Genomic DNA, 8,400 nt, shown 5'->3' with positions numbered 1-8,400 from the left:
GGCCTGCTGCGCACCGACGCGGACACGCTGGACGCCCTCGCGGTGACCGCCCGCGAGGAGCTCGGGCCCGGACCATGGGAGGCGCAGCGGCTCGCGGTGCTGCCGGACGGGATCCGGACCAGGGTGTGGCGCCGGCTGGTCGAGGAGGCGGGGACACCACGCGGTGCGCTGTTCGCGGTGCACGTGCGGTCGCTGGACGCCCTGGTGAGCCGGTGGCGCGGACAGGGCCAGGTCGACCTGCCGGGGGGCGTGCGGGCGAGCCGCACGGGCGGGCGGGTGTCGATCGAGCGCGCAGGTCCGGTTCAATGGGAGCACACCGGCGCTGACAGCCTGGACGGGCCGGACCGCCCGACGACCGACCCGACGACCCACCCGACAACCTAGGAGAGTGCCGTGGACGCCGCCCACATGGGAGCCGACCTCGAGAAGGTGCTGATCACCGAGGAGGAGATCCAGACCAGACTCGGGGAGCTGGCCGAGCAGATCTGGGCCGACTACGAGGGCAAGGACCTGCTGCTCGTGGGGGTGCTCAAGGGCGCCGTCGTGGTGATGGCCGACCTGATGCGGGCCCTGCCGGGCACCGCGCCCATGGACTGGATGGCCATCTCGTCCTACGGCTCCGGCACCAAGTCGTCCGGGGTCGTCCGCATCCTGATGGACCTGCGGACCGACATCACCGACAAGCACGTGCTGATCGTCGAGGACATCATCGACTCCGGGCTGACCCTGTCGTGGATCAAGACCAACCTGGAGTCGCGCTCGCCCGCCTCCGTCGAGATCTGCACCCTGCTGCGCAAGCCGGAGGTGGCCAAGGTGGAGATCCCGGTCAAGTACGTCGGATTCGACATCCCGCCGGAGTTCGTCGTGGGCTATGGACTCGACTACGACGAGCGCTACCGCAACCTGCGCGTCGTGGGCACCCTCGCGCCGCACGTCTACTCCTGAGCGGGGCAAATAACACGGCGGCGCGAGCCCGTCGGAACACTGACGGCATAATGGTCGTTGACCTGCAGGAATGCCGTTGCCGCCGAGCGGTGTACCTTTTTTCAGTCTGTCGCCGTGTCCGCGGGACATCGCGGACGACTTGGCCGAGCGACCAGGAGGGACGGGGCGAGACCCCGCACATACATGAACTTCAAGCGCATTCTCCGCACGCCGATGATCTGGATCGTCCTGATCATCGCCGTCGCCTTCCTGTATTTCACCGTCAACGGCAACAGCGGCTTCACCCGGATCGACACGTCCGCGGCGGAGCACCTGATCACCAGTGGCAAGGTCGAGTCGGCCAAGGTCACCCCCGACCGCATCGACCTGACCCTGAAGCCGGGGGAGAGCTACTCCGACGGTGACCAGGTCAAGGACGCGAACCGCGTCCAGGCCTATTACGTCCCCGCGCGCGGGGACCAGATCGTGAGTGAGCTGACCAAGGCGAACCCCTCCAAGGGCTACACCGACGACCCGGCCCAGCAGAGCTGGATCGTCAGCCTGCTGCTGACCGTGCTGCCGTTGCTGCTGGTCCTCGGTCTGTTCTGGTTCCTGATGAGCCAGATGCAAGGCGGCGGGTCCAAGGTCATGCAGTTCGGCAAGAGCAAGGCCAAGCTCGCCAGCAAGGACATGCCCAAGGTCACCTTCGCCGACGTCGCCGGGGCGGACGAGGCGGTCGAGGAGCTGCAGGAGATCAAGGACTTCCTCGCCGACCCCGCCAAGTTCCTCGCCGTCGGCGCCAAGATCCCCAAGGGCGTCCTGCTGTATGGCGCTCCGGGCACCGGCAAGACGCTGCTGGCGCGAGCCGTGGCGGGTGAGGCCGGCGTGCCGTTCTACACGATCTCGGGCTCGGACTTCGTCGAGATGTTCGTCGGTGTGGGAGCCTCCCGGGTGCGCGACCTGTTCGAGCAGGCCAAGTCCAACGCCCCCGCAATCATCTTCGTCGACGAGATCGATGCCGTCGGACGGCACCGCGGCGCCGGGCTGGGCGGCGGCCACGACGAGCGCGAGCAGACGCTGAACCAGCTGCTCGTCGAGATGGACGGCTTCGACGTCAAGACCAATGTCATCCTGATCGCCGCCACCAACCGGCCCGACATCCTCGACCCGGCGCTGCTGCGTCCCGGGCGGTTCGACCGGCAGATCGCCGTCGACGCGCCGGACATGATCGGGCGGCACCACATCCTGCAGGTGCACGCCAAGGGCAAGCCGATGGCCACGGACGTCGACCTGCTCGCGGTGGCACGGCGGACCCCCGGGTTCTCCGGCGCCGACCTGGCCAACGTGCTCAACGAGGCGGCGCTGCTCACCGCCCGCACCGGCGCCAACATGATCGACAACCACTCCCTCGACGAGGCGATCGACCGCGTCATCGCGGGGCCGCAGAAGCGTTCGCGGGTGATGAGTGCCAAGGAGCGCAAGATCACCGCCTACCACGAGGGCGGCCACGCGCTCGTCGCCTCGGCGATGCGGCACACCGACCCGGTCACCAAGATCACGATCCTGCCGCGCGGCCGTGCGCTCGGCTACACCATGGTGCTGCCGGCCGACGACAAGTACTCCACCACCCGCAACGAGCTGCTCGACCAGCTCGCCTACGCCCTCGGTGGGCGCGTCGCGGAGGAGCTGGTCTTCCACGACCCGACCACGGGCGCGTCCAACGACATCGAGAAAGCCACCGGACTGGCGCGGCAGATGGTGACGCAGTACGGCATGAGCGAGCGGGTCGGTGCGATCAAGCTCGGCTCGGGCAACAGCGAGGTCTTCCTCGGTCGTGACATGGGCCACGAGCGCGACTACTCCGAGGAGGTCGCGGGGGTCGTCGACGAGGAGGTGCGCCGCCTGATCGAGGCCGCGCACGACGAGGCGTGGCATGTCATCAACGACAACCGCGAGATCCTCGACCACCTGGTGCTGCAGCTGCTCGAGAAGGAGACCCTGGGCGCGGAAGCCCTCGCCGAGGTGTTCGCCGACGTGGTGAAACGGCCCCCACGCCCGATCTGGCTGTCGAGCGACCGGCGCCACGTGCACGACCTGCCGCCCGTCCTCACCCCGGCCGAGAAGGCGGCCCAGGCCAACGGCCAGCCACCTCCCGGCCCCAACGGTGAGCACCCGCCGGAGGCGGTCATCGAGGTGCCGGAAGGCGGCTATGTCGACCCCGAAGGGCATTGATGTCGATCGCGCCGAGCGCGCGATCCGGGAACTGCTGATCGCGGTCGGGGAGGATCCCGACCGCGACGGCTTGCAGGACACCCCGGCCCGGGTGGCGCGCGCCTACGGGGAGATGTTCGCGGGCATGCAGCAGGACCCGGCCAAGATCCTGGCGACCACCTTCGAGATGGATCACGACGAGATGATCCTGGTGCGCGACATCGAGCTCTACAGCACGTGCGAGCACCACTTGGTGCCGTTCCACGGCGTCGCGCACGTCGGCTACATCCCGAACAAGGACGGCCGGGTCACCGGACTGTCCAAGCTGGCCAGGCTGGTGGACGCGTTTGCCCGCAGACCACAGGTGCAGGAGCGGCTCACCTCCCAGATCGCCGACGCCATGGTGGAGCATCTGATGCCCCAGGGCGTCATCGTGGTGCTGGAGTGCGAGCACCTGTGCATGTCGATGCGCGGAGTCCGCCGACCCGGGTCGCGCACGATCACGTCCACGGTGCGGGGCCAGCTGCGCAACCCGGCCACCCGCGCCGAGGCGATGGGGCTGGTGCTCGGCGGTCGACGATGACGCTGGTGATGGGCGTGGTCAACGTCACCCCGGACTCGTTCAGCGATGGGGGAGAGTGGTTCGAGCCCCAGGCGGCGATCGAACACGGACAGCAGTTGCTCGACGACGGTGCCGACATCCTCGACGTGGGCGGTGAGTCGACCCGTCCGGGTGCCGAGCGCCCTTCCACCGAGGAGGAGCTGCGGCGGGTGTTGCCCGTGGTCCGTGGCCTGGCGACAGCCGGCGCCCGCGTGTCCATCGACACGATGCGGGCCGAGGTCGCGCGGCAGGCGATCGACGCCGGAGCCAGCCTGGTCAACGACGTCAGCGGTGGACAGGCCGACGATCGGATGGCCGACCTGGTGGCGCAGTCGGGCGTGCCGTTCGTGGTGATGCACTGGCGTGGGCACAGCGCCGACATGCAACGCCGAGCGGTCTATGCGGACGTCGTGCAGGACGTGTGCCGAGAGCTGACCGGGCGGGTCGAGGACCTGGTCGCCGCGGGGGCACGGCGTGAGCAGCTCATCCTCGACCCCGGCTTCGGCTTCGCGAAGCTCCCGGAGCACAACTGGGCGTTGCTCGCGCACCTCGACTCCCTGTCGGTGCTCGGGCTGCCGGTCCTGGTCGGCACCTCGCGCAAGACCTTTCTCGGGCGGCTGGGCCGAGGGCCCGACCAGGCGCCACGCCCCCCGCTGCAGCGCGACGCGGCGACGGTTGCCACGTCCCTGCTCGCGATTCAGGCTGGGGTGTGGGGAGTGCGGGTCCACGACGTGGCCGGCACCGTCGACGCGCTTCGCGTGTTCCGTGCCGTCGAGGAGGCGACGTGACCGATCGCATCGTCCTTCAGGGCCTCGCGGCGCGCGGGACCCACGGAGTGTTCGAGGCCGAGAAGGCCGACGGGCAGATGTTCATCGCTGACGTCACGCTCGAGGTCGACCTGCGACCGGCCGGTCAGAGCGACGACCTGGCGCGGACGGTGAACTACGCGCAGGTCGCCGAGCAGGCCGTCGCCGTCCTCGCCGGCGAGTCCCTCGACCTGATCGAGACGGTGGCGGAACGGATCGCGGCGGCAGCCTTGGAGCACGGACTGGTCGAGGCCGTCGAGGTGACGATCCACAAGCCCGAGGCCCCGGTCGGCGTCCCGTTCGGCGACGTGCAGGTCGGCATCCGCCGCGAGCGCGACGTGCCCGTCGTGGTCGCGCTCGGGGGCAACCTCGGCGACGTCCGTGCGACGCTCGAGGATGCCGTGGCACGGCTCGAGGCAATCGAGGGCTTCGCGGTCCAGAGTGTCTCCCCGCTGTTCGAGACCGACCCGGTCGGTGGACCAGACCAACCCGACTACCTCAACGCCGTGCTGCTCGGTCGCACGCGTCTCGCGCCGCACACCGTGCTGCGCCGACTGCACGAGGTCGAGGCGCGGCACGGGCGAGTGCGCGAACTGCGTTGGGGTGCAAGGACGCTCGACCTCGACCTCATCCAGTATGGTGACCCGGCACGGCAAACTGACGTCCTGATGGACGGCGACGAGCTCACCCTGCCGCACCCTCGTGCGCACGAGCGCGCGTTCGTCCTCCTCCCGTGGGTGGCCGCCGACCCCGCGGCACAGTTGCGGGTGGGCGGCCGGCTGCGCCCGGTGGCGGACCTGCTGCAGGAACGGTCGGCAGACGGGGTGCGGCCGGGTCCGGAATGGAGGCCGACGTGGTGAACAACGAGTCCGGTGTGAGCATCCGCGTCACGGTGCTCGTCGCGCTGGTGGTGGGCCTGCTCGCCTACGTCGGCTTGCGCCTCGTGGTCGACAGCGGCCACGAGCTGCCCCAGACCAGTTGGCTCGGCGTGGCCTTGCTCGTCCTGATGGCCGCCGTGATGCTGGCGGCCGGCTGGGAGATCCGCCGCTACCTGGGTGGCGACTCCGAGCGGATGCCGACGCCGCAGCGCGCCCGACGCACCGTGGTCGCCGCACAGGCCAGCGCCCTGGGTGGTGCCGTCGTGACCGGCTACTACGCCGCGCTCGCGGTGATTCTCGTGCCGAACGCCGACGTCTCCTCGGTCCTGGACGGGCTCTACCGCGCGCTGGCCCTGTGCGGGGCGGCGATCCTGCTCGCGGTGGTCGGGCACGTCGTGCAGGCCTGGTGCCGGATCCCGCACGACCACGACGACGACCCCAAGGGTGGCGGCGGGTCCCGCCGTTCCACCGCGGACGAGGAGCCCGGCCCCGCCTGACCGACCGCTGACCCGACGGTGCTCGCTGGGGGCCGGTTTCCCGCCGTCCGCGAGCGGCCTGTGCTGAGCAAAGCAGTGTGGGGTGAGCAGGCGGCATACGGGTCGAGGGGTGCGTGCTCGCTGGGGACCGGTTTCCAGCGGTCCGGGAGCGGCCTGTGGTGAGCAAAGCAGCCTGGGGCGAGCACGCCCGCCGGGCTACTTGTCGATGTCGCCGACGACGAAGAACATCGAGCCGAGGATCGCCACCATGTCGGAGATCAGGTTGCCGGGCAGCGTCTCGGAGAGGACCGAGACATTGTTGAAGGAGGCCGACCTCAGCTTGAGCCGCCACGGCGTCTTGTCGCCGCGCGAGACCAGGTAGTAGCCGTTGAAGCCAAGTGGGTTCTCCGTGGCGTAGTAGGTCTCGCCCTCGGGGACCCGCACGACCTTGGGCAGCTTGACGTTGATCGGCCCCTGGGGCAGCGACCCGAGCACACCGACACAGTGCTGGGCGATGTCGAGGCTGACGTGGACCTGCTCGAGCAGCACCTCGAGGCGGGCGAGACTGTCACCCTGCGTGCGGGTGACCACTCGTCCCGGGCCGCCGGACGAGAACACCTGGTCATAGGCGAGGTATGGCGTGTCGCGCCGCAGATCGACGTCCAGCCCCGACGCGCGCGCGATCGGGCCGGACACCCCATACGCAGCAACGGTCTCGGCGGACAGCACGCCCACCCCGCGGGTGCGGGCGTGCACGATCTCGTTGCCGACGAGCATGCTCTCCAGGTCGGGTAGCCGCCCACGGACGTCCTCGATCGTCGACTCCACCCGGCCCAGCCAGCCGGCCGGGAGGTCGTGCAGCAGGCCACCGACCCGGTTGAACATGTAGTGCATCCGCCCGCCGGAGACCTCCTCCATCACGGTCTGCAGCTCCTCGCGCTCGCGGAACGCGTAGAAGATCGGCGTGATCGCGCCGAGCTCGAGGGGGTAGGAGCCGAGGAACATCAGGTGGTTGAGCACCCGATTGAGCTCGGCGAGGAGCATGCGGGCCCAGACGGCGCGCTCGGGCACCTCCATGCCAAGCATCGACTCGACCGCGAGCACCACGCCGAGCTCGTTGCTGAACGCGGACAGCCAGTCGTGCCGGTTGGCCAGCACGGTGATCTGGCGGTAGTCGCGCACCTCGAAGAGCTTCTCCGCCCCACGGTGCATGTAGCCGATGATCGGCTCGGCAGTGATGATGCGCTCGCCGTCCACGACGAGTCGCAACCGCAGAACGCCGTGGGTGGCGGGGTGCTGTGGGCCGATGTTGAGGACCATGTCGGCGGTGGCGAGTCCCCCGGCCCCCACGCCCACCGTGAGCTCGCGCGGGTCGGTCGTGGACGTCATACCGGCCAGTCTGCCAGCCGGACCCGGCTCTGCCACGCACGGTCCGGGCGGGGACGCCACGCGTTCACGACCGCGAGGGCCTCGGGGTGTCGCTGCGGCTCAGCAGGCGGGGTCGTTGGCGACCGCGGTGGCGCGACCCTCGCGGTCGAGGGTGACCAGCACCACCTGCTCGGCCCTGTCGAGGTCGGCCATGCGGCGGAGCGTGGAGCGCTCGGTGACCATGGGCTCGGTGATGTCGTTGCAGTGTTGATAGGTGAAGGTTGCTCCGCGGGCGACCGGGATCCGGTAGGTGCTCTGCGTGTTGATGTTGTAGAACGGCGTGCCCGAGTGGGGGGCCAGCGGGTAGCCGGCGCTCGCGATGGTGGAGTCCGCGACCCCCTTGGCCGTCCAGCGATCGAGCACGATGACCGCCACGCCCTTCTCGTTGCCGATGCCGACGATGACGCCGAGGTCGAAGGAGCGGCCGACGTCGTCGCTGTCCACGTGCGGCTGGGGTTTCGGGCTAGGCGGCGTCGGGGTCGTCGGCTTCGGCTTCGGCTTCGGCTTCGGCCCGGTGGAGGTCGGCGGAGGGGCCGTCGGGGTGCTCGAGGTGATCTCCGGCTGCGGCGTCGTCTCGGGGGACGTCGTCGTCGGGTCGCCCGGCCCTGCCCGTCCGCCGGCCGAGGGCGTGTACTCGCCGCCGCATGCCGGCACAACGCCGACGGTCACCGCCAGGACGACCGGCAGCACACACCGCCGCCTCACGAGGAGGTCCGGGTCCGGTGCCCCTCGGCAGAGGGGGGCGGCGGCGTGGTGGGTCGGTGCACGGGGCAACGGTAACCCGGATGGTTGGGCGGGACGTGGCTCAGCTCCCGGTGCCGAGCCGCCGCTCGGCGAAACGGCGGGCCTTGGCGCGGTTGCCGCAACTGGCCATCATGCACCAGCGCCGCCGCCCAGTGGTGTCGAGGAAGAGCCAGCCGCAGTCGATGCCGGCGCAGCGCCGGACACGTTCCCGCTCCGGGGAGACCAGCAGACCGGCGGCGCTCCAGGCGGCGGCGAGGAGCGGCAGCCGCGCGCCCAGGTCGGCCGGGAAGGTGAACCGGGCCGAGGGCTCCAGCCGCAGTTGCAGCACCCGC

General features: G+C 70.2%; 10 protein-coding genes. 7 read left to right on the top strand and 3 right to left on the bottom strand.

What is annotated here, in order from left to right:
- The 7 genes from FRW57_RS13560 to FRW57_RS13530 form a co-directional block, all read left to right on the top strand.
- A partial coding sequence (locus tag FRW57_RS13560; RefSeq protein ID WP_203230322.1) for a TilS substrate-binding domain-containing protein occupies window positions 1-384 on the top strand: 384 nt, incomplete at its 5' end.
- A gap of 9 nt (window positions 385-393) precedes the next feature.
- Window positions 394-945 carry a hypoxanthine phosphoribosyltransferase gene (gene hpt, locus FRW57_RS13555; RefSeq protein WP_137122250.1) on the top strand — a complete coding sequence of 184 codons (552 nt, stop codon included), beginning with the start codon at window positions 394-396 and terminating at the stop codon, window positions 943-945.
- A 183-nt stretch (window positions 946-1,128) separates the two neighbouring features.
- Complete coding sequence (gene ftsH / locus FRW57_RS13550) at window positions 1,129-3,156, top strand: ATP-dependent zinc metalloprotease FtsH (RefSeq protein ID WP_152186225.1); 2,028 nt, start codon at window positions 1,129-1,131, stop codon at window positions 3,154-3,156.
- On the top strand, window positions 3,134-3,718 hold the full coding sequence (folE, locus tag FRW57_RS13545; RefSeq protein WP_137122248.1) for a GTP cyclohydrolase I FolE: 585 nt from the start codon (window positions 3,134-3,136) through the stop codon (window positions 3,716-3,718). The genes ftsH and folE overlap by 23 nt, the downstream gene beginning before the upstream one ends.
- On the top strand, window positions 3,715-4,524 hold the full coding sequence (gene folP, locus FRW57_RS13540; protein ID WP_137122247.1) for a dihydropteroate synthase: 810 nt from the start codon (window positions 3,715-3,717) through the stop codon (window positions 4,522-4,524). Before folE ends, folP begins: the two co-directional genes overlap by 4 nt.
- Window positions 4,521-5,402 (top strand): 2-amino-4-hydroxy-6-hydroxymethyldihydropteridine diphosphokinase, encoded by an 882-nt coding sequence (folK, locus tag FRW57_RS13535; RefSeq protein WP_137122246.1) that lies wholly within the window; start codon window positions 4,521-4,523, stop codon window positions 5,400-5,402. Before folP ends, folK begins: the two co-directional genes overlap by 4 nt.
- Complete coding sequence (locus FRW57_RS13530; RefSeq protein ID WP_162308208.1) at window positions 5,396-5,917, top strand: DUF3180 domain-containing protein; 522 nt, start codon at window positions 5,396-5,398, stop codon at window positions 5,915-5,917. The genes folK and FRW57_RS13530 overlap by 7 nt, the downstream gene beginning before the upstream one ends.
- A 195-nt stretch (window positions 5,918-6,112) precedes the next feature.
- Here FRW57_RS13530 and FRW57_RS13525 read toward each other — a convergent pair whose 3' ends face one another.
- From FRW57_RS13525 to FRW57_RS13515, 3 genes are all read right to left on the bottom strand, one after another.
- Window positions 6,113-7,285: an NADH-quinone oxidoreductase subunit D gene (locus tag FRW57_RS13525; RefSeq protein WP_152186224.1), complete on the bottom strand. Its 1,173-nt coding sequence runs from the start codon at window positions 7,283-7,285 to the stop codon at window positions 6,113-6,115.
- 99 nt (window positions 7,286-7,384) lie between these two features.
- Window positions 7,385-8,014 carry a hypothetical protein gene (locus FRW57_RS13520; RefSeq protein ID WP_152186223.1) on the bottom strand — a complete coding sequence of 210 codons (630 nt, stop codon included), beginning with the start codon at window positions 8,012-8,014 and terminating at the stop codon, window positions 7,385-7,387.
- A gap of 115 nt (window positions 8,015-8,129) precedes the next feature.
- A partial coding sequence (locus FRW57_RS13515; protein WP_203230321.1) for a CGNR zinc finger domain-containing protein occupies window positions 8,130-8,400 on the bottom strand: 271 nt, incomplete at its 5' end.

Origin of the sequence: Segeticoccus rhizosphaerae (genome assembly GCF_009192725.1) — a bacterium.
Taxonomy (GTDB): domain Bacteria; phylum Actinomycetota; class Actinomycetes; order Actinomycetales; family Dermatophilaceae; genus Segeticoccus; species Segeticoccus rhizosphaerae.
This window is presented reverse-complemented; position numbering and strand designations above follow the sequence as displayed.